Annotated in this window: 18 protein-coding genes; 17 read left to right on the forward strand and 1 reads right to left on the reverse strand. The window is 71.0% G+C overall.

The genetic code is table 11. The features are described 5' to 3' along the window. The first annotated feature begins 309 nt into the window (after positions 1 to 309). From ATL45_RS20645 to ATL45_RS20690, 10 genes are all read left to right on the forward strand, one after another. Positions 310 to 726, forward strand: a complete 417-nt coding sequence (locus ATL45_RS20645) for a guanyl-specific ribonuclease (RefSeq protein ID WP_093146676.1) — start codon at positions 310 to 312, stop codon at positions 724 to 726. Between the two features lie 275 nt (positions 727 to 1,001). Next, on the forward strand, positions 1,002 to 1,736 hold the full coding sequence (locus ATL45_RS20650) for a DivIVA domain-containing protein (protein WP_093146675.1): 735 nt from the start codon (positions 1,002 to 1,004) through the stop codon (positions 1,734 to 1,736). A gap of 158 nt (positions 1,737 to 1,894) precedes the next feature. Next, positions 1,895 to 2,467, forward strand: coding sequence for a YceD family protein (locus ATL45_RS20655; protein WP_170210291.1), 573 nt, complete (start codon positions 1,895 to 1,897; stop codon positions 2,465 to 2,467). 2 nt (positions 2,468 to 2,469) lie between these two features. Next, positions 2,470 to 2,652 (forward strand): 50S ribosomal protein L32, encoded by a 183-nt coding sequence (gene rpmF, locus ATL45_RS20660; RefSeq protein ID WP_010305807.1) that lies wholly within the window; start codon positions 2,470 to 2,472, stop codon positions 2,650 to 2,652. 14 nt (positions 2,653 to 2,666) lie between these two features. Further along, positions 2,667 to 3,410, forward strand: a complete 744-nt coding sequence (rnc, locus tag ATL45_RS20665; protein ID WP_093146674.1) for a ribonuclease III — start codon at positions 2,667 to 2,669, stop codon at positions 3,408 to 3,410. Between the two features lie 157 nt (positions 3,411 to 3,567). Then, positions 3,568 to 4,455, forward strand: coding sequence for a bifunctional DNA-formamidopyrimidine glycosylase/DNA-(apurinic or apyrimidinic site) lyase (mutM, locus tag ATL45_RS20670; protein WP_093146673.1), 888 nt, complete (start codon positions 3,568 to 3,570; stop codon positions 4,453 to 4,455). A gap of 300 nt (positions 4,456 to 4,755) precedes the next feature. Beyond that, a complete protein-coding gene (locus ATL45_RS20675; protein WP_093147588.1) occupies positions 4,756 to 5,988 on the forward strand; it encodes a bifunctional glycosyltransferase family 2/GtrA family protein in 1,233 nt (410 codons plus the stop codon). Then, the gene (locus ATL45_RS20680; RefSeq protein ID WP_093146672.1) at positions 5,985 to 7,958 is read left to right on the forward strand and encodes a glycosyltransferase family 39 protein; all 1,974 of its coding nucleotides are present in this window, start codon (positions 5,985 to 5,987) and stop codon (positions 7,956 to 7,958) included. The genes ATL45_RS20675 and ATL45_RS20680 overlap by 4 nt, the downstream gene beginning before the upstream one ends. A gap of 172 nt (positions 7,959 to 8,130) precedes the next feature. After that, the gene (locus ATL45_RS20685; RefSeq protein ID WP_170210292.1) at positions 8,131 to 8,835 is read left to right on the forward strand and encodes a response regulator transcription factor; all 705 of its coding nucleotides are present in this window, start codon (positions 8,131 to 8,133) and stop codon (positions 8,833 to 8,835) included. Further along, positions 8,832 to 10,280: a sensor histidine kinase gene (locus ATL45_RS20690; protein ID WP_093146671.1), complete on the forward strand. Its 1,449-nt coding sequence runs from the start codon at positions 8,832 to 8,834 to the stop codon at positions 10,278 to 10,280. The genes ATL45_RS20685 and ATL45_RS20690 overlap by 4 nt, the downstream gene beginning before the upstream one ends. A gap of 79 nt (positions 10,281 to 10,359) precedes the next feature. Here ATL45_RS20690 and asnB read toward each other — a convergent pair whose 3' ends face one another. After that, the gene (asnB, locus tag ATL45_RS20695; protein ID WP_093146670.1) at positions 10,360 to 12,189 is read right to left on the reverse strand and encodes an asparagine synthase (glutamine-hydrolyzing); all 1,830 of its coding nucleotides are present in this window, start codon (positions 12,187 to 12,189) and stop codon (positions 10,360 to 10,362) included. Between the two features lie 195 nt (positions 12,190 to 12,384). Between asnB and ATL45_RS38980 the strand changes: the two genes are divergently transcribed. From ATL45_RS38980 to ATL45_RS20725, 7 genes are all read left to right on the forward strand, one after another. Next, complete coding sequence (locus tag ATL45_RS38980; RefSeq protein ID WP_170210112.1) at positions 12,385 to 12,561, forward strand: hypothetical protein; 177 nt, start codon at positions 12,385 to 12,387, stop codon at positions 12,559 to 12,561. Continuing rightward, complete coding sequence (kdpF, locus tag ATL45_RS20700; RefSeq protein ID WP_093146669.1) at positions 12,558 to 12,653, forward strand: K(+)-transporting ATPase subunit F; 96 nt, start codon at positions 12,558 to 12,560, stop codon at positions 12,651 to 12,653. Before ATL45_RS38980 ends, kdpF begins: the two co-directional genes overlap by 4 nt. Further along, entirely contained in the window at positions 12,653 to 14,314 is a 1,662-nt protein-coding gene (kdpA, locus tag ATL45_RS20705; protein ID WP_093146668.1) for a potassium-transporting ATPase subunit KdpA, read from the forward strand. The genes kdpF and kdpA overlap by 1 nt, the downstream gene beginning before the upstream one ends. Positions 14,315 to 14,523: 209 nt before the next feature. Continuing rightward, complete coding sequence (kdpB, locus tag ATL45_RS20710; RefSeq protein ID WP_246025848.1) at positions 14,524 to 16,506, forward strand: potassium-transporting ATPase subunit KdpB; 1,983 nt, start codon at positions 14,524 to 14,526, stop codon at positions 16,504 to 16,506. 179 nt (positions 16,507 to 16,685) lie between these two features. After that, positions 16,686 to 17,306: a potassium-transporting ATPase subunit C gene (locus ATL45_RS20715; protein WP_093146667.1), complete on the forward strand. Its 621-nt coding sequence runs from the start codon at positions 16,686 to 16,688 to the stop codon at positions 17,304 to 17,306. Positions 17,307 to 17,459: 153 nt separating this feature from the next. Continuing rightward, positions 17,460 to 19,994: a DUF4118 domain-containing protein gene (locus ATL45_RS20720; protein WP_093146666.1), complete on the forward strand. Its 2,535-nt coding sequence runs from the start codon at positions 17,460 to 17,462 to the stop codon at positions 19,992 to 19,994. Next, positions 19,991 to 20,671 (forward strand): response regulator, encoded by a 681-nt coding sequence (locus ATL45_RS20725; protein WP_093146665.1) that lies wholly within the window; start codon positions 19,991 to 19,993, stop codon positions 20,669 to 20,671. Before ATL45_RS20720 ends, ATL45_RS20725 begins: the two co-directional genes overlap by 4 nt. Positions 20,672 to 20,690 lie beyond the last annotated feature (19 nt).

A 20,690-nucleotide genomic window follows, 5' to 3' on the forward strand; every position in this document is an offset into this window, starting at 1 on the left:
GCGTGGGTGGTCGCCTAGCGGAACCTGAGTGCTTCCCTGGACTGCGGGTGCCCCTCCTGATGTATGACCGAATACACGGCGGAGGGGCCGTCCTCGCCAGGAAACCACTCAGAACCCGCCGGTGGTCACTTTGCGTGCGTGCTCGAAGCGGCTGGCGCTGCTTGCACAAGCGCGGACGGCTCCGCCGACAGTGCCCTCCAGCCCGATTGGGCCGTTCGCAGTAACGCGGGTAGCACGATGGTGGCCGGGACACTTCGGGTTCACGTCAGTTTCAGCAGGTGATCACGGTCGCCGTCTAGCGTGCGGCGCATGATGCGGATCACGTCGAAGACAGTGCAGCTGCTGCTGGTCGGGCTCCTCGCCGTCGCGGGCCTGGTCGGCTTCCAGACGAGTGCCGTCTCCGCGCCGGTGGCCGTGCAGGCCCCGTGCGGCGACACGTCCGAGTTCCAGAAGGTCAACCTCTCCGAACTGCCGCCCGAGGCCACCGACACGGTGAACCTCATCAAGAAGGGCGGCCCGTACCCGTACCCGCAGGACGGCACGGTGTTCCAGAACCGCGAGGGCATCCTGCCGGACTGCGAGACCGGCTACTACCGCGAGTACACGGTGGAGACTCCGGGCAGCGACGACCGCGGCGCGCGCCGCTTCGTGGTCGGCGAAGCCGGCGAGTACTTCTACACCGAGGACCACTACGAGAGCTTCAAACTGACCAACGTCGACGCCTGAAAAGCTATTTCTTGACCCACCTCGCGTGGCGGTGCGGGTGGCGGAACCAAGCGGCTGCGCCGCTTCAAAGCGAAGGAAACGCCTCCCCGGGAACTGCCGGGGAGGCGTTCGGCGTTTTCACCGGTAGGGGTGGGCTTGACACGCGGGTGCCGGAATTCCCCCGTCCTGGTGCCCGGCGCGGGCAGACTGGGGGAGCGCAGCGGCCCGTGATCATCGGTTCCGGGGAGCTCTGAGATGCTTGCCGCTGCGGCGGCTACGACGGCAGGGAGATCAAGGTGTACCGGGTGTTCGAGGCCCTCGACGAGCTGGTCACGATCGTGGAAGAGGCGCGCGGCGTTCCCATGACCTCGGGGTGCGTGGTGCCCCGCGGCGACGTGCTGGAGCTGCTCGACGACGTCCGGGACGCGATCCCGCAGGAACTGGACGACGCCCAGGACGTGCTCGACCACCGGGACGAGGTCGTCTCCACCGCCGAGGCCAAGGCGGACAAGTCCGTCACCGACGCCCGCAACGAGGCCGAGCGCACCCTCGCCGCCGCCCGCGCGGAGGCCGAGCAGCTGCTCGCCGACGCGCGCGAGCAGGCCGACGAGCTGCTGGCCGACGCGCGCGGTCAGGCCGAGCAGGCGGTGACCGCGGGCCGCCGCGAGTACGAGGACTACGTCGGCCGCGCCCAGTCGGAGGCCGACCGGATGGTGCAGGCCGGACGGGCCGCCTACGAGCAGTCGGTGCACGAGGGCAAGTCGGAGCAGGCCAGGCTGGTGGCCGACACCGAGGTGGTGCACGCGGCCAACGCCGAGGCCAAGCGCATCGTCGACGAGGCCAACGAGGACGCCGAGCGCCTGCGCACCGAGTGCGACGCCTACGTGGACTCCCGCCTCGCCGACTTCGAGGACCTCCTCGGCCGCACCCTGCGCACCGTCGGCAAGGGCCGCCAGCAGCTGCGCAGCCCGGTCGGCGCCCCGTTCGACTACGAGGAGTGGGGCTCGGGCAGCGGCGCCGCGGCGAACTGATCCGCTCTCGCAGGGCCTGCTGTCGTCGCCGGTGCGGGGTCGCGTACCCTGGAAAAGCTGGCTTAGGACGGCGTGCCGGTCGCCTCGTGGCGCCGGTGCTCGCGTCGTCCGCCGATGCCGCGAAACTGCCCGCTTGAATTAACCACCGAAACTTTGTGATGTCTCAGAACCACGATGCGCGCGCCGCGCAGGTCGGCCCCTGGGTGATCGACACCAGGGAGATCGGCCACCGCGCTGGTAGCAGCCATGCCTACAGGCGTAGTGCCCCGGCGCCGGCCGGGTTCGGGCTGGACATGATCAAGGTGCCCGAGGGCGAGCCCGTCGAGCTCGATCTGCTGGCCGAGTCGGTGGTCGAGGGCGTGCTGGTGTCGGGTACCGCCGTGGCCCACCTGGCCGGTGAGTGCGTCCGGTGCCTGGACCCGATCTCCGAGGAGCTCGAGGTCGAGGTGCGGGAGCTGTTCGCCTACCCGGACAGCGCCACGGACGTCACCAGCGACGACGACGAGGTGGAGCGGGTCGTCGACGACCTGGTCGACCTCGAACCGGTGGTGCGGGACGCGATGCTGCTGTCGCTGCCCTCGGCTCCGTTGTGCTCGCCGGACTGCCAGGGGCTGTGCTCCGAGTGCGGCGTGAAGTGGGCCGAACTCGCCCCCGATCACACGCATGAGACCATTGACCCTCGCTGGGCCGCGCTGCAAGAGCGGTTCGGCGGGACCGAGGAGGAGAACTAGTCGTGGCCGTCCCGAAGCGCAAGATGTCCCGGGCCAACACCCGTCACCGCCGGTCGCAGTGGAAGACCTCGGCGCCGACGCTGGTGCAGTGCTCCAACCGCGCCTGCCGCGAGCAGAAGCTGCCGCACGTGGTCTGCCCGGCCTGCGGTCAGTACGACGGCCGCCAGGTCGTCCAGCCCGCCTGATCGGCGGTAGCGCAGTGGGGGGAAAGCAGCCTCGGGTCCGGAAGATCGACCGGGCTCCGCTGTTGGCAGCGCTCGGCGTCGAGCTCGACGCCGAGCTGCTCACCCTTGCTCTGACCCACCGCTCCTACGCCTACGAGAACGGCGGCCTGCCGCCGAACGAGCGGTTGGAGTTCCTGGGTGACGCGGTGCTCGGACTGGTGATCACCGATCGCCTGTACAACGACCACCCGGAACTCGCGGAGGGGCAGCTCGCGAAGCTGCGCGCCAGCGTGGTCAACATGCACGCGCTGGCGGGCGTCGCGCGCGGTCTCGGTGAGGGCGGCCTCGGCGAGTACCTGCTGCTGGGCAGGGGCGAGGAGCTCACCGGCGGCCGGGACAAGGCGAGCATCCTCGCGGACGGCCTGGAAGCCGTGCTCGGCGCGGTGTACCTGGCCGAGGGCATCGACGTCGCGCGCGACGTGGTGCACCGGCTGTTCGAGCCGCTGCTGGTGGAAGCGCCGCAGCGCGGTGCGGGCCTGGACTGGAAGACCAGCCTGCAGGAGCTGACGGCCTCGGCCAGCCTGGGCGTTCCGGAGTACCGGGTCGAGGAGCAGGGGCCGGACCACCGCAAGGAGTTCAGCGCCTACGTGGCCGTCGGCGGGCAGACCTACGGCCGCGGTGATGGACGCACCAAGAAGGAAGCCGAGCAGAAGGCCGCCGAGGCGGCCTGGCGCCAGCTCTCCCAGCAGAACGGCGAAGGCACCGAGACCTCCGCCTGATCTTCTCCTGCCTAGCGGCGCGGATTCTCAGCGCCCGCCTGGCCGTGACATCGCCGGATCCCCGGTGCTGTCCTCGCCAGGCGAACGCTGAGTCCGCGCCGTCGGCATTTCCAGGGCCGCCTGTCGTGTTCGCGCGGGCGTGGTCGAAGATGTTTTCGTGCCCGAGTTGCCTGAAGTCGAGGTCGTCCGGCGCGGTGTCGCCGAGCATGCGATCGGCCGGACGGTGTCCGCCGTCGAGGTCCTGCACCCGCGCGCGGTGCGCCGCCACGTGCCCGGCCCGGAGGATCTCGCCGGACGCCTGGCCGGCCGGGTCCTGAGCGCGGCGCGGCGCCGCGGCAAGTACCTGTGGCTGGAGCTCGGCGGCGGCGAGCCCCGGACCTCCGGTGGCGAGGCGCTGGTGGTGCACCTCGGGATGAGCGGTCAGCTGCTCGTGCAGCCCTCCGACGTGCCGGACGAGAAGCACCTGCGGGTGCGCTTCCGGTTCGCCGACGGCGGCCCGGAGCTGCGGTTCGTCGACCAGCGCACCTTCGGCGGCCTGCACCTGGCCGATCTGGTCGAGGTCGACGGGCTGGCGCTGCCCGAACCGATCGCGCACATCGCGCCCGATCCGCTGGAGGAGTCCTTCGACCTGGACCGGGTGGCGGAGCGGTTGCGGGCGCGGCGCACCGGGATCAAGCGCGCGCTGCTGGACCAGAGCCTGGTGTCCGGCATCGGCAACATCTACGCGGACGAGGCGCTGTGGCGCGCGAAGCTGCACTGGGCGCGGCCCACGGCGACGCTGACCCGGCCCAAGATCCGGGAGCTCTTCGACGGCGTCACCGAGGTCATGCAGGACGCGCTGCGCGCGGGCGGCACCTCGTTCGACGCCCTGTACGTCAACGTCAACGGCGAGTCCGGCTACTTCGACCGCTCGCTGGCGGTGTACGGGCAGCTCGACCGGCCGTGCCCGCGCTGCGGTGCGCCGATCCGCCGCGACGCCTTCATGAACCGCTCGTCCTACACCTGCCCGGTGTGCCAGCCGAAACCCCGCAACGCCCACCTCTGATCGCTCGGTCCCGCCGCCAGGTTCGGTCGGTGGGACGCGATTTCAATGGAAATCAGACGTCTGATTTCCATTGAAATCGCGTGGATCCCGACGCACCGTCGGTGTGCCGTGGGGCGACACGCCGACGGTCCGCAACTTCCATTGAAATCGGACCCCTGATTTCCATTGAAATTGCGGAAGTTCTCCGCACTGGAGCCCTCCGCGTGCGTCGGGTTCCCAGGTGGTTCCCAGGTTCTGCCGACGGTGCTCGCACCTCCTTCCGGCTTCATGGATCCGAAGCCGGAAGGAGAGGTGGTGCAGATGAGCGCCGTGCCGCAGCTCGACGTCGGACGTCGGGTGCCGCGCCGCACCGCGACGGTCGACGTCGTGATCCCGGTGCACAACGAGGAACGCTCGCTGCCCGGTTGCCTGAAGGTGCTCAGCGAGCACCTGGCCGGGGGCTTTCCGTTCGCCTGGACCATCACGGTCGTCGACAACGCCAGCAGCGACGGGACGTTGCGCGTCGCGCGGGAGCTGGCCGGGGCGATGGACCGGGTCCGGGTGCTGCACCTGGACCGCAAGGGGCGCGGGCTGGCGTTGCGCACCGCGTGGGGTTACAGCGACGCCGATGTCGTGGTGTACATGGACGTCGATCTGTCCACCGGGCTGGATGCGCTGCTGCCGCTGGTCGCGCCGCTGGTCAACGGGCATTCCGACCTGGCCATCGGATCGCGGCTGGCGAGCGGGTCGCGGACCGTGCGCGGCGGCAAGCGGGAGCTGATCTCGCGGTGCTACAACGCGATGGTGCGCTGGACGCACGGTGCGCGGTTCACCGATGCGCAGTGCGGTTTCAAGGCGGCGCGCACCGATGTGGTCAAGCCGCTGCTGCCCGCGGTCCGGGACGATTCCTGGTTCTTCGACACCGAGCTCCTGCTGCTGGCCGAGCACAACGGCCTGCGGGTGCACGAGGTGCCGGTGGACTGGGTGGAGGACGTCGACACCCGGGTGAACGTGCTGCGGACCGCGGCCGACGACGTCGCCGGTCTGGTGCGGGTCGCGCGGGCGAAGGTCACCGGCTCGGCGAAGGTGCCCGGTCTGCCGCGACGGCCGGAGCCGAGGGCGGTGCATCCGCAGGCCGTGCTGGCGAAGCGGGAGAACGGCCGGCTGTGGCAGCTGGCTTCGTTCGGTGCCATCGGGCTCGTGTCCACTGTGCTCACGTCGGTGCTCTACGCCGTCCTGCGCACCTGGTGGCCGCCGCTGCTGGCGAACTTCGTGGCGCTGATCGCGACGACCCTGTGGAACACCGAGGCCAACCGCCGGTTCACCTTCCTGCGGCAGCGGGGTTCGTCCGGGCGCGTGCACCTGCGAGGACTGGTCGTGTTCGCGCTGTACTACCTCGTCACCTCCGGCGCGCTGCTCGGTTTGCACGCCTGGCAGGTGGATCCGTCGCGGTGGCTGGAAGTGCTGGTGCTGGTGGTGTCCTCGGTGCTGGGCACGGCGTTGCGGTTCGTGCTGCTGCGGACCTGGGTGTTCCGCTCCGGGGAGGCGTCATGACCGCCGTCGCCGAGCCCGTCAGGTCGCGCGCCCGCCGGTGGGAACCGTGGGCGCTGGGCGCGATCTGCGGTGTCGCCGCGCTGCTGTACCTGTGGGGCATCGGGAGTTCGTGGGGGAACTCGTACTACTCGGCCGCCGTGAAGTCGATGTCGCAGAGCTTCGAGGCGTTCTTCTTCGGCTCCTTCGACCCGGTCGGCGTGGTCACGGTGGACAAACCGCCGATGGCCCTGTGGTTGCAGGTGCTGTCGGTGAAGGTGTTCGGCTTCAACCGGTTCGCGGTGCTGTTCCCGCAGGCCGTGACCGGAGTCGCGGCGGTCTTCCTGCTGCACAGGGCGGTTCGGCGCTGGGCCGGTGAGCACGCTGCGCTGCTGGCCGCGCTGGTGCTGGCGCTGAGCCCGGTCACCGTGGTGATCAACCGCGACAACAACCCGGACACGCTGCTGGTGCTCCTCGTGGTCGCGGCGGCTTGCGCCATGACGCGGGCTTTCGAGTCGCGGCGGGCCACCGGCTGGGTCGCGCTCGCCGCTTTCCTGGTGGGCTGCGGCTTCCTGACGAAGATGCTGCAGGCGTGGATGGTGCTGCCCGCGTTCGTCGCCGCCTACTGGCTGGGCAGCCGGGCCGGGTGGGCGCGTCGGCTGCTGGATCTCGGGATCGCCGCCGTCGTGCTCCTGGTGAGCTCGTTCTGGTGGGTGGCGGTGACGGCGCTGTGGCCGTCGCCGAAGCCGTTCATCGGCGGCAGCGAGGACGGATCCGCGTGGGATCTGATCTTCGGCTACAACGGGTTCGGCCGGATCTTCGGCGAGGGCGGTGGCCCGGGCGGCGGCTTCTCCGGTTCGGCGGGCTTGCTGCGGATGGCGAACGAGCAGCTCGCCGGCCAGATCAGCTGGTTGCTGCCGTTGTGCGCGTTGGTGCTGGTTTCGGTGCTGGTGACCGGAATCCGGCGTCGTCCGGTGGATCGCGCGCGGCTCGCGGGCTGGGTGCTGTGGGGCGGCTGGCTGGTGGTCATCGGCCTGATGTTCAGCTTCGCGCAGGGCATCATGCACCCCTACTACACGACGATGCTGGCACCTGCGGTCGGCGCGGTGACCGGTGCTGGGCTGGTCCGGTTCTGGCGCTGGTACCGGGAACCTGGATTCCGGGGCTGGCTGCTGCCGATCGGTGTCGCGATCACCGCGGCGTGGGCGATGGCCGTGGTCGCGCGCGACCTGAGCTGGCACGCGTGGGCGGGATGTTCGGCTGTGGGCTTGGGAATCGTCGCGCTGGTGGTGCTGCTGCTCGGGCGGCGAGGACGGGCGCGACTCGCGAAGACCGGTCTGGCGCTGGGTCTGGCGGCGATCCTGCTGGTGCCGACGGCGTGGTCGGCGATCGCCGCGGTGTCCGGCGAAAGCGGCATGGGCGGCACGAACCCGATGGCAGGGCCGGAAACCGGCATGGGCGGCCCCGGCCCGATGCGCTTCGGCACGCCGCCGGACGGCGGCGGGCTGGCGCTGGGGACGAGCGACGGTCGCATGCCGGAGCTCGTCCGGAGCGGTCCCGCTGGAGCATCGCTCAGCGCTGAGCAGCGGAAACTGCTCGACTACGTCCGCGCGCAGGCAGGTGATCTCGCGGTGCCGCTGGCGGTCGAGGGCGGATCGATGGCGGCGTCGTCCTACCTCATCAACTCGGATCTGACCGTGATCGGCATGGGCGGCTTCAGCGGTGGCGACGACGCGCCGTCGGTGGCCCGGCTGACCGAGTGGAAGCAATCCGGCGAGCTCGGCTTCGTCCTCCTCGGCGGCGGCCCGGGCGGCATGCGGAATCCGGACGATCGGCAGCCGCCGGGAGCAGTGGTGGTCGGCCCCGGTGGCCAAGCCCGCAGCGATCGCCAGGAGTGGGTCGAGCAGAACTGCACCCCGGTCGACCCGGCGGTGTGGGGAGGCTCGGCGGACGGCCTGGAGCTGTACTCCTGCGGGTCAGCAGGTGATCGTTGAGTTAGAGCCCGTGAGTACTTTGTGGCGCTATAGCAACACAAAGTACTCACGGGTGCGGAACCGGCTCCGGCGTGCGGTGGGTGAGACCGGAATCGCGCTCCGGGCGCGGCGGTGGTCGGGTTCCCAGGGGTCACCCAGGTTTTTCCCAGGTTGGTCGGGGAGGCTGGTTGGCGTGGTTGATTCCGGTGGGGCTCGGGTGCTGGCCGTCGACGACGAGCCGAACATCCTGGAACTGCTCACCGCCGCGCTGCGGCTGAGCGGGTTCGAGGTGCGCGGCGCGGCGACCGGCGCCGATGCGTTGCGCGCGGCGGCGGAGTTCCGCCCGGACATCGTCGTGCTCGACGTGATGCTGCCGGACCGGGACGGGTTCTCGGTGGCCACCGAGCTGCGCGCGGGCGGCGACACCGTCCCGGTGCTGTTCCTGACCGCGCGGGACGCCTTGGAAGACCGCATCGCGGGGCTCACCGCGGGCGGCGACGACTACGTCACCAAGCCGTTCAGCCTGGACGAGGTGGTGCTGCGGCTGCGCGCGATCCTGCGCCGGGTGCGGCCCGCGCAGGCCGGTGATGCGAAGCTGCGCTACCACGACCTGGAGCTGGACGAGGACAGCTACGAGGTCCGCCGCGCCGGGCGGCTGGTCACCCTGTCGCCGACCGAGTTCAAGCTGCTGCGCTACCTGCTGATCAACGCCGAGAAGGTGGTCAGCAAGGTGCAGATCCTGGACCGGGTGTGGGACTACGAGTTCGGCGGCGACAGCCGGATCGTCGAGTCCTACATCAGCTACCTGCGGCGCAAGATCGATTCGTCCGCGCCCTCGCTGATCCACACCATCCGCGGCGTGGGCTACGTGCTGCGGTTGCCGCCGGAGCACCGATGAGCGTCTTCCGCACGTTGCGCGGTCGGTTGGTGCTCGTGCTGCTGAGCGCGCTGGTGCTCGGTCTGCTGGCGATGGGGCTGACCAGCACCGCCCTGCTGAGCCGGTCGCTGATCGCCCGCACCGACGACCGGCTGGCCGAGCTGTCCGCACCGTGGGAGCACGGCGCGCCGCTACCGGATCCGACCCGCGCCCCACCGGAGCGCGGCCCGGGGCGCGGCGAGCTGCCCACCGAGTTCCGGGTGCTGGTGTTCGCTCCCGGTCGCGGGCAGCTCGGCGGGGTGCTCGGGAGCCCGGAGGGCGATGCGGGCGGACCGCTGCTGGTCGATCCCGAGCGCGGGCCCGAGATCGGGACGGTGCCGGACCGGGCGGGCGGTGCGGATTGGCGGGTGCGGACCGTCGCGCTGCCCAACGGGCACCTCGCCGTGCTGGCGCTGTCGCTGGCCGGGGTGGAGGCCACGGTGCGGCAGCTGGTGGTCATCGAGCTGGTGGTGGGCGGTGTCGTGCTGGTCGTGCTGGCGGCGGCCGCCGCGGTGACGGTGCGGCTGAGCCTGCGGCCGCTGGACCGCATCGAGCGCACCGCCGACGCCATCGCGGCCGGGCAGCTGGACCGGCGCGTGCCGGATCAGGACCCGCGGACGGAGACCGGCCGCCTCGGATCGGCGCTGAACACGATGCTCGGTCGGCTGGTGGACGCCTTGCAGCAGCGGGAGCAGTCGGAGCAGCGGCTGCGGCGGTTCGTCGCGGACGCCTCGCACGAGCTGCGCACGCCGCTGACGTCGATCCGCGGGTTCGCGGAGCTGTACCGGCGCAGCGACCAGCACTCGCCGGAGGACGTGCGGGTGATGATGCGCCGCATCGAGTCCGAGGCGGTGCGCATGGGCGGCCTGGTCGAGGACATGCTGCTGCTGGCGCGGCTGGACCGGGAGCGCACCGTGGACCTGGTCGAGCTCGACCTGGTGCCGCTGGTGCAGGACGTCGTCGCGGACGGGCGGGCGCGCGCTCCCGACCGGGAGATCACCGAGCGCGAGCCGGCGCAGCTGCGAGTGCTGGGTGACGGCCCGCGGCTCCGCCAGGTGCTGACGAACCTGGTGAGCAACGCGCTGCTGCACAGCACGCCCGGCTCGCCGATCACCGTCGAGGTCGCGCACGGCTCGGCAGGCGGGGGAGCACTCGCCGCCGCGGGAGCCGAGTTGACGGCAGGTGCTCCGGTCGCTGTGGTGTCAGTCGCCGACAGCGGCCCGGGCATCGCCGCCGAGCACGCGGGCCGGATCTTCGACCGCTTCTACCGGGTGGACGACGGCCGCACCCGGGAATCCGGTGGTACCGGCCTCGGCCTGGCGATCACGGCGGCCCTGGCCGAGGCGCACCACGGCCGGGTGGAACTGCGCGCGAACGCCGAGGGCGGCTGCACCTTCCGCCTGCTGCTGCCGCTGACCGGGGCGTGAGGCGGGCGGCGCGAAAGCGGCGCTCTGCACGGGGACGCGGTGGCGGTTTCGCGCGAAATCGCCACCGCGCCCGCGTCGGTCAGAGCTTGATGGTCGGGTGGTGGATGTCGAACCAGGTCGCCATGTCGAGGGCGCGTTCGAAGGTGAAGCGCGTCGGCGTGTCGATGTGCTCCGGGTCCAGCGCCAGCGCCTCGCGCAACCACCCGCCGTCCAGCAGGGACAGCGCTTCGTTGCCGGTGGCGGCCAGATCCGCCACCTGGCGCTGCAGGACCGCCGCGTACCTCGGGTCCTGTGTGGACGGATACGGGCTCTTCACCCGCTCCACCACCGACTGCGGCAGCGCGTCCGCGGTGGCGTGGCGCAGCAGGCTCTTCTCCCGGCCGTCGAAGGTCTTCAGCGACCAGGGCGCGTTGAAGACGTACTCGACCAGCCGGTGGTCGCAGAACGGCACCCGGACCTCCAGGCCGACCGCCATCGACATCCGGTCCTTGCGGTCCAGCAGGATCCGGACGAACCGCGTCAGGTGCAGGTGGCTGATCTCCCGCATCCGCCGCTCGGCAGCGCTCTCCCCGTCGAGCACCGGCACCGCCGCGATCGCTTCGCGGTACCGGTCGGCCACGTAGGACTCCAGGTCCAGCACGTCGCGCACGTGCGGGTCCAGCACCTGCGGGTGGTCGTCGTGCGGGGTGCGCACCGAGGCCATCCACGGGAAGGTGTCGGCCGCGCGGACCTCCGGGTCGTGGAACCAGCGGTAGCCGCCGAACACCTCGTCCGCGGATTCGCCGGACAGCGCCACCGTGGAGTGCTGCCGGATCGCCTTGAACAGCAGGTACAGCGACTGGTCCATGTCGCCGAGCCCCATCGGCAGGTCGCGCGCCTGCACGGTGGCCCGCCGCGCAGCCGGGTCGGCCAGCGCGTCGGGATCGAGCACGATGTCCTGGTGCGCGGAGCCGACGTGCTGGGCCACGTCGTGCACGTAGGGCGTGTCCGGCGTGGCGCGCAGCTCGTCGGGCACGAAGTTCTCCGCCTGACCGGCGAAGTCCACCGCGAAGCTGCGCACCTGCTCGCCGCTGCGGCCCAGCTCGATGCCCGCCAGTGCGGTGATGGCGCTGGAGTCCAGGCCGCCGGAGAGCAGCACGCAGCGCGGCACGTCGGCGATCAGCTGCCGCGCGACGATGTCGTCCAGCAGCTCCCGCACGCGCCGCACCGTGCCCTGCTGGTCGTCGGTGTGCTCGACGGCGCGCAGCTGCCAGTAGGTGCGCTCGTGCAGGCCGGTGCGGTCGACGGTGACGACGGTGCCGGGCTCGACCTCGCGCATGCCCGCCCACACCGCCTGCCGCGGGGTCTTGACCGGCGTGAACAGCTCGCGCAGCCCGTCGGCGTCGACGACCTTCTCGGCCAGCGGGTTGGCCAGGATCGCCTTGGGCTCGGAGCCGAACAGCACGCCCTGCTCGGTCGGGTAGTAGTACAGCGGTTTGATGCCCATCCGGTCGCGGACCAGCAGCAGCTGCTCGGTGCGGGCGTCCCAGACGGCGAAGGCGAACATGCCGTTGAGCTGCTCGGCGACCTGCGGGCCCCACTCCAGGTAGCCGTGCAGGACGACCTCGGTGTCGCTGTCGGTGGTGAAGCGGTGGCCGCGGCGGCGCAGCTCGTCGCGCAGCTCGGTGAAGTTGTAGGCCTCGCCGCTGTAGACGATCACCACGTCGCCGTCGGGGGAGGCCATCGGCTGGGTGCCGCCGGGCAGGTCGATGATGGCCAGCCTGCGGTGGCCGAGCGCGGCGTGCGGGGCCACCCAGGTGCCGCGGGCGTCGGGGCCGCGGCAGGACATGGTGTCGCACATCGCGTCGATCGCGAGTCGTTCGCGGGTGAGGTCGCGCTGGAAGTCGATCCAGCCGGAGATTCCGCACATGGCCCGGTCTCCTTCGCTGTTCGGATTGGCGGTCCCACGGGTTCCCGGAGGGGCCGTTACCCATGCTAAGGAGATCGTTGTATCGACGAAACAAGATGACCGGGTGAAGTCGGCCACGCACAATCCGTGCACAGCGGTCGAAACCGTGCATCAAGAACACGTCAACGCGCTGGTGGGCCGCATCAAGGTGCCGTCATGGGTCTCGACCGGGAACGGGGCCGGGGACTTCGCTGGATCCGGGCGGTCGCCGTACCCGGCGACCCGGATTCGAGTGAGGAGTGCGCAGCGGTGGCTGATCTGGCCTACGCCGTGTTGTTGATCGGCGGGTTCCTCGTGCTGGCCCTGACCTTGCGCGGTTTGGAGCGGTTGTGAGCGCATTGCTGGCCAACGTCGCCGGAGGCGTGTTGGCGCTGCTGTTGATCGGTTATCTGTTCGTCGCACTGGTTCGGCCGGAGAAGTTCTGATGAGTTCGCTGACGGTCGGCCTGGTCCAGGCCGGCCTCCTGATCCTGGCCATCGGCGTGGTTTACCGGCCTCTCGGTGACTACCTGGCCCACGTCTACACCAGCGAGAAGCACTGGCGCGTGGAGAAGGTGATCTACCGCCTGGTGCGCGTCGACGGCGACGCCCAGCAGCGCTGGACCACCTACGCCGCGGGCGTCCTCGGCTTCTCCGCCATGTCCATCGCGCTGCTGTACCTGTTGCAGCGGTTGCAGCCACTCCTGCCGTTGAGCTTCGGCCGCGGCGCGGTGGAACCCGCGGTGGCGTTCAACACCGCGATCAGCTTCGCGACCAACACCAACTGGCAGTCCTACGTGCCGGAGCAGGTCCTCGGGCACGCGGTGCAGATGACCGGGCTGACCGTGCAGAACTTCGTGTCGGCCGCGGTCGGCATGGCGGTCGCGATCGCGCTGGTGCGCGGGTTCACCGCGGCGGGCACCGGGCGCATCGGCAACATCTGGGTGGACATCACCCGGGGCTGCACCCGCGTGCTGCTGCCGATCGCGGCGGTCGGCGCGGTGCTGCTCATCGCGCTCGGCGGGGCGATGAGCCTCGCCTCGGGCATCGAGGTCGTCGGGTTGGACGGGCAGGCGCACACCATCGCCACCGCGCCGATCGCCAGCCAGGAGGCCATCAAGGAGCTCGGCACGAACGGCGGTGGCGTGCTCAACGCCAACTCGGCGCACCCGTTCGCCAACCCCGGCGGTATCAGCAACCTGCTGGAGATCTTCCTGATCCTGGTGATCCCGCTGGCCCTGACCCGCACCTTCGGCACCATCGTCGGCGACCGCCGCCAGGGCCGGGTGCTGCTGGCGGTGATGGTGTCGATCATGGCGGTGATGACCGCGGTCGTCTGGTGGGCCGAGAGCCACCCGAACGGTCCCGCCGCGCTGGCAGCCGGTGGTGCGCTGGAGGGCAAGGAAGCGCGGTTCGGGCTGTTCCTGTCCGGGCTGTTCGCGGTCGCCACAACCGGCACCTCCACCGGCGCGGTCAACGCGATGCACGACAGCTTCACCGGGCTGGGCGGCCTGGTGCCGCTGCTGAACATGCTGCTCGGCGAGGTCGCGCCGGGCGGTGTCGGCGCCGGGCTGTACGGGATCCTGGTGCTGGCCGTGATCGCGGTCTTCCTGGCCGGGCTGATGGTCGGCCGCACGCCGGAGTACCTGGGCAAGAAGCTCGGGCGGCGGGAGGTCACCGCGGCGGCCATCTCGATCCTGGCGATGCCGACGGTGGTGCTGCTCGGCGCGGGCACCGCGCTGGCGCTGCCGTCCACATCGGAGGCCATGGCCAACAGCGGGGCGCACGGGCTCTCCGAAGTCCTCTACGCCTTCGCCTCCGCGGGCAACAACAACGGCAGCGCCTTCGCCGGGTTGACCGTCACCAGCGACTTCTTCCAGATCGCGCTGGGACTGGCGATGCTGTTCGGCCGGTTCGTGCCGATCCTGGCGGTGCTGATGCTGGCCGGTTCGGTGGCCGCGCAGCAGCGCATCCCCGCCACGGCGGGAACCCTGCCCACCACCGGCCCGCTGTTCGCCGGACTGCTCGGCGGAACCGTCGTCCTCGTCGCGGCGCTGACCTTCCTGCCCGCCCTCGCCCTCGGCCCGATCGCGGAGGCCCTCGCATGAAGCCCTTGTATCGACCAGAGTCCTGTTCAACTGCACCTCAGCCGGAGCCCTGCTCAACCGCACCTCAGGGGAACGTGACGCAACCCAGCCACAAGAAACCGCGAAACGCGAGCTTGATTCCGGGCGTAACCACCACTGAAAATCCCGGAGAGGCGGGACAGCAGGCGGCTCCGCGCAAGCTCGCCGCCGGCGCGTTCAGCCCGCGCCAGCTGTGGAGCTCGCTGCCGGAAGCGCTGCGCAAGCTCGACCCGAGGCACCAGCTGGCCAACCCGGTCCTGCTCGTGGTGTGGGTCGGATCGGCGCTGACCACGGTTCTCGCCGTCGTCGACCCGAACCCGTTCAGCATCTCGGTGGCCGCCTGGCTGTGGTTCACCGTGCTGTTCGCCAACCTCGCCGAATCCGTCGCCGAGGGCCGCGGCCGGGCGCAGGCGGAATCGTTGCGGCGCACCAAGACCGAGGCCGTCGCGCGGCGGCTGGTCGACGGCGTCGAGGAGCAGGTGCCCGGCACGGCGCTGCGCGTCGGCGACCGGGTGGTCGTCGAGGCGGGCGAGGTGATCCCCGGCGACGGCGACGTCGTCGAGGGCATCGCGACCGTCGACGAGTCGGCGATCACCGGCGAATCCGCCCCGGTGATCCGGGAATCCGGCGGCGACCGCTCGGCGGTCACGGCGGGCACCACGGTGCTGTCGGACCGGATCGTCGTGCAGGTCACGGCGAAACCCGGCGAGACCTTCGTGGACCGGATGATCGCGCTGGTCGAAGGCGCGCAGCGGCAGAAGACGCCGAACGAGATCGCGCTGACGATCCTGCTGTCCACGCTGACCATCATCTTCCTGCTCGCGGTCGTCGCGCTGCAGCCGATGGCCGGCTACTCCGGTTCACTGCTGTCGGTGATCACGCTGACCGCGCTGCTGGTGTGCCTGATCCCGACCACCATCGGCGCGCTGCTGTCCGCGATCGGCATCGCGGGCATGGACCGGCTGGTGCAGCGCAACGTGCTCGCCAAGTCCGGGCGCGCGGTGGAGGCGGCCGGCGACGTGGACACCTTGCTGCTGGACAAGACCGGGACGATCACCTTCGGCAACCGGCGCTGCACCGAACTGCTGCCGGTCGGCGGCGTGACGCCGCGCGAGCTGGCGGAAGTGGCGCGGCTGTCCAGCCTCGCCGACCCGACGCCCGAGGGCACCAGCGTCGTGGCGTTCTGCGCCGAGCAGTTCGAGCTGCCCGCGCAGGCGCAGGGCGCGGAACTGCGCGCCGAGGAGGTCGCTTTCACCGCGCAGACGCGGATGAGCGGCATCGACATCGACGGCCGCGAGATCCGCAAGGGCGCCACCAGCGCGGTGCGCGCCTGGGCCGGTGGCGTGCCCGACGAAGTGGTGGAGCTGACCGACGGGATCGCCGCGCAGGGCGGCACACCGCTGGTGGTGGCCGAGCGCAGCGGTGGGAGCACCCGCGTCGTCGGTGTCCTCCGACTGTCCGATGTGGTCAAACCGGGGATGGCGGAGCGGTTCGCCGAGCTGCGCGCGATGGGCATCCGCACCGTGATGGTGACCGGTGACAACGAGCTCACCGCCAAGGCCATCGCCGCCGAGGCCGGCGTCGACGACTACCTCGCCGAGGCCAAGCCCGAGGACAAGATGGCGCTGATCAAGGCCGAGCAGGAGGGCGGGCGGCTGGTCGCGATGACCGGCGACGGCACCAACGACGCGCCCGCGCTGGCGCAGGCCGACGTCGGGGTGGCGATGAACACCGGCACGGCGGCGGCCAAGGAAGCCGGGAACATGGTCGACCTGGACTCCGACCCGACCAAGCTGATCGAGATCGTCGAGATCGGCAAGCAGCTGCTGATCACCCGCGGCGCGCTGACCACCTTCAGCATCGCCAACGACCTGGCCAAGTACTTCGCGATCCTGCCCGCGATGTTCGTGGCGATCTACCCGCAGCTGGACGCGCTGAACATCATGCGGCTGGCCACGCCGACCTCGGCGATCCTGTCCGCGGTGATCTTCAACGCGCTGGTCATCGTGGCCCTGATCCCCCTGGCGCTGCGCGGAGTCCGCTACCGGCCGACCACGGCCAGCGCCCTGCTGCGGCGGAACCTGCTGGTCTACGGCTTAGGTGGCATCGTCACGCCGTTCCTGGGTATCTGGCTGATCGACCTGCTGATCCGCTTCATCCCCGGCATCGGCTGAGCGGACCGGTACGCAATTTCAATGGAAATCGGACCTTCGATTTCAATGGAAGTTGCGGATCTCCCCGGTGTGTCGGGGACCGACACGCCGGGTGCTGTGGACGACTACCCGCGATTTCAATGGAAATCGGACGTCTGATTTCCATTGAAATCGCGGTACCGGAACCGAAGAGGTACCTGATGAAGAGCACGTTGTTGCGGCAGGCCCTGGCGGGATTGCGGCTGCTGCTGGTGGCCACGGTCGTGCTGGGCGTGGCGTATCCGCTGGCGATCTGGGGGATCAGCCGGATCCCCGGCCTGCAGGCCAACGCCGAGGGTTCGCAGATCGTGGTGGACGGCCGGGTGGTCGGCTCCTCGCGGATCGGCATCGACCCGGTCCCGGCCGACCCGGCGAACGACCCGTACTTCCACACCCGCCCGTCGGCGTCGGCCGAAGGGCCGCTGGGCCCGGGTGATCCGTCGACCACCGGCGGCACCAACCACGGCGGAGCCAACGAGGACCTGCTGGCCGCGGTGCAGGAGCGCCGCACTGCGATCGCCGCCCGCGAGGGCGTGGCGCCGGAGCTGGTCCCCGCCGACGCCGTGACGGCATCGGCCAGCGGCGTGGACCCGGACATCAGCCCGGCCTACGCGGAACTGCAGGCCCAGCGCGTGGCGCGCGTCACCGGGCTCCCGCTGGACGAGATCCGGCGCCTGATCGCGGAGAACACCACAGGTGGGGTGATCGCCGAGCGGGTGGTCAACGTGACGACCCTCAACGTCGCCGTCCACCAGATCAGCGGATCCGCTGCTGCGGGATGATTCGCCTGGTCAGGGCCCGTGAGTGCTTTGTGGTGCTATGGCACCTCAAAGTGCTCACGGGCATCTACCTGGGCAAATGCCGGCCTAGCGGGATCACGTGGGTCAGCAGCGGGTTCAGCCGCTATTAACAGCAGGTCGTAGGAGACTGGGAGCGTGGCGGAGAACGGACGGCGGCGCGGCGAGCTGCGGATCTACCTGGGAGCGGCTCCGGGCGTCGGGAAGACCTACGCGATGCTCAACGAGGCGCACCGCAGGGTCGAGCGCGGCACCGATGTGGTGGTCGGCTTCGTGGAGGACCACGGCCGGGCCAAGACCGCCGCGCTGCTCGACGGCCTGGAGGTCGTGCCGCGGGCGCAGATCGAGCACCGCGGCGTCGCGCTCACCGAGATGGACCTCGCCGCGGTGCTGGCCCGCAAGCCGGAGGTGGCCGTCGTCGACGAGCTCGCGCACACCAACGTGCCCGGCTCCCGCCACGAGAAGCGCTGGCAGGACGTCGAGGAACTGCTCGAAGCCGGGATCAACGTGCTGTCCACGGTGAACGTGCAGCACCTGGAAAGCCTCAACGACGTGGTGGAGGCGATCACCGGGATCCGCCAGCAGGAGACCGTGCCGGACGAGGTGGTGCGCCGCGCCGAGCAGATCGAACTCGCCGACATCACCCCGCAAGCGCTCCGCCGCCGCATGGCGCACGGCAACGTCTACGCCGCAGACCGGGTGGATGCCGCGCTGGGCAACTACTTCCGCACCGGCAACCTCACCGCGCTGCGCGAACTGGCGCTGCTGTGGCTGGCCGACCAGGTCGACGTGGCGCTGCGCCGCTACCGCGCGGAGCAGAAGATCACCGACACCTGGGAGGCCCGCGAGCGCGTCGTCGTCGCCGTCACCGGCGGCCCGGAGAGCGAGACGCTGATCCGCAGAGCACGCCGCATCGCCGCTCGCGCCGGCGCGGAGCTCCAGGTGGTGCACGTGCTGCGCAGCGACGGCCTCGCGGGCGCTTCGCCGAGCGGCGTCGCCCGCGCCCGCAAGCTCGCCGACGCGGTCGGCGCCAGCTTCCACACCGTCGTCGGCGACGACGTCCCGGAGGCGCTGCTGGAATTCGCCCGCGCCGCCGACGCCACGCAGCTGGTCGTCGGCACCTCCCGCCGCTCCCGCTGGGCGCGCCTGTTCGACGAGGGCATCGGCGCGCTCACGGTCCAGAAGTCGGGCGCCATCGACGTGCACATGGTCACCCACCCCGAAGCCGGCGGGCGGCAGCTGCTGAGGAAGATCGCCCGCAACCCGCTCTCCGCCGCGCGGAAGTCCTGGGCGTGGGTGCTCTCGGTGCTGCTGCCCGGGGCGGTCACGGCGGTGGCCTACGCCGCCGGTTTCGACGCGCTGTCCACGGACGTCGTCGGCTACTTCCTGGCCACCGTCATCGTCGCGCTGGTCGGCGGGATGGCTCCGGCGATCGTCGCCGCGCTGCTTTCGGGCGGCCTGCTGAACTTCTTCCTGACACCGCCGCTGTACACGCTGACCGTCGCCGAACCGCAGAACCTGGTGACGGTGATCGCGATGATGATCGTCGGCATGGTGGTCGCGTTCACCGTCGACCGCGCGGCGCGGCTCGCCGACCGGGCCAGCAGCGCGCGCACCGAAGCGGCGCTGCTGACCTCCTACGCCCGGACCGTGCTCACCCACCCGGATCCGCTGGCCCGGCTGCTGGAGAAGGTGGTGGAGAACTTCGGCCTGACCTCGGCGGCACTGCTGGAGCGCACCGACGACGGCTGGCAGGTCGCCGCCGCCACCGGCTCCGAGCGGTGCACCCGGCCGGAGGATTCCGATGTGGACATCGAGGTCAACCAGGACGTGCACCTGGTGCTCAGGCGACCGGGCCGCCGACCGCTCCCGGCGGCCGACCGCACCGTCCTGGAAGGCGCGGCGGGACAGGCGCTGATGGCGTTGCGCCAGCAGCGGATGGCCGCCGAAGCGCAGGAAGCCCAGCGGCGCGCCGACGCCACCCAGCTGCGCACCGCGCTGCTGTCCGCGGTCGGCCACGACCTGCGCACCCCGCTGGCCTCGATCAAGGCCTCGGTGAGCAGCCTGCGCGCGCCCGACCTCCAGCTCTCCGCGGCCGACACCGCCGAGCTGCTGGCCGGCGTGGAGGAGTCCGCGGACCGGCTGACAGACCTGGTCGGGAACCTGCTCGACTCCTCCCGGCTGGCCACCGGAGCGATCGCGCCCCGGCTGCGCCCGGTCGGCTACTACGAGGTCGCGGCCAGGGCGCTGGCCGGTCTGGACGGGCAGCAGCACGTCGACGTGGAGATCGACGAGTCGCTGCCCCCGGTGCTGGCCGACGTCGGACTGCTGGAGAGAGTGGTGGCCAACGTGGTGCAGAACGCGCTGAAGTACGGCCGCCCGGGCGGCGGCCGGATCGGCGTCCGCGCCAGCGAGCACGCCGCCCGCGTGGAGCTGCGGGTCGTCGACCACGGGCCGGGCCTGCCCGAAGGAGCGGCGGACACGGTGTTCGCGCCGTTCGAGCGGCTCGGCGACCTCGGCGACACCGGCCCGGCCGGAGTGGGGCTGGGCTTGAGCGTGGCGCAGGGATTCATGACGGCCATGGAAGGCACGATCCGCGCCGAGGACACCCCCGGCGGCGGCCTGACGATCGTGCTGTCGCTGCCTGCGGCGGACGGACAGGGGAGACGATGACGAAAGTCCTGGTGATCGACGACGAACCGCAGCTGCTGCGCGCGCTGCGGATCAACCTGAGCGCCCGCGGCTACGAGGTGCTCACCGCGGTGGACGGTGCGGCGGCGCTGCGGGCAGCGGGCGAGGGCAAACCCGATGTGGTGGTGCTCGACCTCGGCCTGCCGGACATGGACGGCAGCGAGGTCATCGCGGGCCTGCGCGGCTGGACGACGGTGCCGATCATCGTGCTCTCCGCCCGCACCGACTCCACCGACAAGGTGCTGGCGCTGGACGCCGGAGCCGACGACTACGTGACCAAGCCCTTCGGCATGGACGAATTGCTGGCCCGCCTGCGCGCGGCGGTGCGCCGCGCCAGCACCACCGGAGCGGTCGACCAGCCGGTGGTGGAGACTGCGACGTTCACCGTCGACCTGTCGGCGAAGAAGGTCCTGCGCGACGGCGCGGAGATCCACCTGACGCCGACCGAGTGGGGCATGCTCGAAGTCCTGACCCGCAACCAGGGCCGCCTGGTGGGCCAGAAGCAGCTCCTCAAGGAGGTCTGGGGCCCCCAGTACGCGAACGAGACCCACTACCTCCGCGTCTACCTGGCCCAACTCCGCCGCAAGCTGGAACTCGACCCCAGCCACCCCAAGCACCTGATCACAGAACCGGGAATGGGCTACCGCTTCGAGCTCTGACCCGAGGTGAAGGGCGCTT

Origin of the sequence: Saccharopolyspora antimicrobica (assembly GCF_003635025.1) — a bacterium.
GTDB lineage: Bacteria > Actinomycetota > Actinomycetes > Mycobacteriales > Pseudonocardiaceae > Saccharopolyspora > Saccharopolyspora antimicrobica.

Coding starts and splice junctions, on each gene's coding strand:
- ATL45_RS20645 (WP_093146676.1), top strand. CDS start 310: ATGATGCGGATCACGTCGAAGACAGTGCAGCTGCTGCTGGTCGGGCTC.
- ATL45_RS20655 (WP_170210291.1), top strand. CDS start 1,895: ATGTCTCAGAACCACGATGCGCGCGCCGCGCAGGTCGGCCCCTGGGTG.
- ATL45_RS20675 (WP_093147588.1), top strand. CDS start 4,756: ATGAGCGCCGTGCCGCAGCTCGACGTCGGACGTCGGGTGCCGCGCCGC.
- ATL45_RS20680 (WP_093146672.1), top strand. CDS start 5,985: ATGACCGCCGTCGCCGAGCCCGTCAGGTCGCGCGCCCGCCGGTGGGAA.
- ATL45_RS20690 (WP_093146671.1), top strand. CDS start 8,832: ATGAGCGTCTTCCGCACGTTGCGCGGTCGGTTGGTGCTCGTGCTGCTG.
- asnB (WP_093146670.1), bottom strand. CDS start 12,189: ATGTGCGGAATCTCCGGCTGGATCGACTTCCAGCGCGACCTCACCCGC.
- ATL45_RS38980 (WP_170210112.1), top strand. CDS start 12,385: ATGGGTCTCGACCGGGAACGGGGCCGGGGACTTCGCTGGATCCGGGCG.
- kdpA (WP_093146668.1), top strand. CDS start 12,653: ATGAGTTCGCTGACGGTCGGCCTGGTCCAGGCCGGCCTCCTGATCCTG.
- ATL45_RS20715 (WP_093146667.1), top strand. CDS start 16,686: ATGAAGAGCACGTTGTTGCGGCAGGCCCTGGCGGGATTGCGGCTGCTG.
- ATL45_RS20725 (WP_093146665.1), top strand. CDS start 19,991: ATGACGAAAGTCCTGGTGATCGACGACGAACCGCAGCTGCTGCGCGCG.